General features: G+C 68.4%; 1 protein-coding gene and 1 pseudogene. Both read right to left on the reverse strand.

Annotation, left to right across the window (positions count from 1 at the left end):
• Positions 1–296, reverse strand: a pseudogene (locus AC1DU6_RS32625) (xylose isomerase); the annotation flags it as partial.
• Positions 297–306: 10 nt separating this feature from the next.
• The coding region (locus AC1DU6_RS32630; protein ID WP_477862401.1) for a xylulokinase at positions 307–1,020 on the reverse strand (714 nt) is incomplete at its 5' end.

Genomic DNA, 1,020 nt, shown 5'->3' on the forward strand with positions numbered 1-1,020 from the left:
GTGTAGTAGGGCGCGCCGAGCTTGGCAAAGAACTCGAAGGCCGCGTCGGCCTTGAGCTTGGCCAGCTCCATCGGGCTGCCGCCCTGGAACCAGGGGCGCTCGAAGGTGGCGCCGCCGAACGGGTCCAGGCCGGTCCAGACGAAGTTGTGCCAGTAGCACACGGCAAAGCGCAGGTGATCCTCCATGCGCTGGCCCAGGACGATGCGGTCCTTGTCGTAGTGCTTGAAGGCCAGGTCATTCTGGCTGTCGGCGCCCTCAAAGCGGATCGGGGCGATGGCGTGGAAATAGCTCGTCATAACTCGGGGGTCAGGCACCGCGCAGGCGGCGGTAGAGGTCACGGAAACGCGCCAGGCGGGGGGCCAGGCGGGCATGGCGTTCGGGGTCGGGAGAGAAGAGGGCCGCCACGGGCGGGCGGGTGCAGACGGTCTCGACAGCACCCCCGGTGGCCAACCAGCCCAGGCGTGCCGCGCCGAGSGCGCCGCCGGCTTCGCTGCCGGTGTGCAGGACGAYGTCGACCTGGAGTGCGTCGGCGATCAGCTGGGCCCAGAARYGGCTGCGYGAGCCGCCGCCCACCAGCGACAGCTGGTGCACCTCGGTGCCTGCCGCCCGCAGCGCGTCCAGCCCATCGGCCAGCCCGAAGGCCACGCCCTCGAGCACGGCATAGGTGCAGTCGGCGCGATTCGTCTGCGCCTTCAGGCCATGGAAGACGCCGGCTGCAAACGGGTCGTTGTGCGGTGTGCGCTCACCGGCCAGGTAGGGCAGGAAGATCGGTGCGTGGTCTGAGGTGATGACTGCGCTGTCATTTGATGAAAGTTCAGCCAGCAAGGTGGCTTCATCGGCGCCGACGAGCTGGCAGAACCAGCGCAGGCAGCTGGCGGCCGACAGCATCACGCTCATCTGGTGCCAGCGCTGCGGCAACGCATGGCAGAAGGCGTGCACGGCTGAGGTCGGGTTGGGCCGGTAGCGGTCGTTGACGACGAAGAGCACGCCCGAGGTGCCCAGCGAGATGAAGCCATCACC

It is taken from the genome of Roseateles sp. P5_B10 (assembly GCF_056400485.1).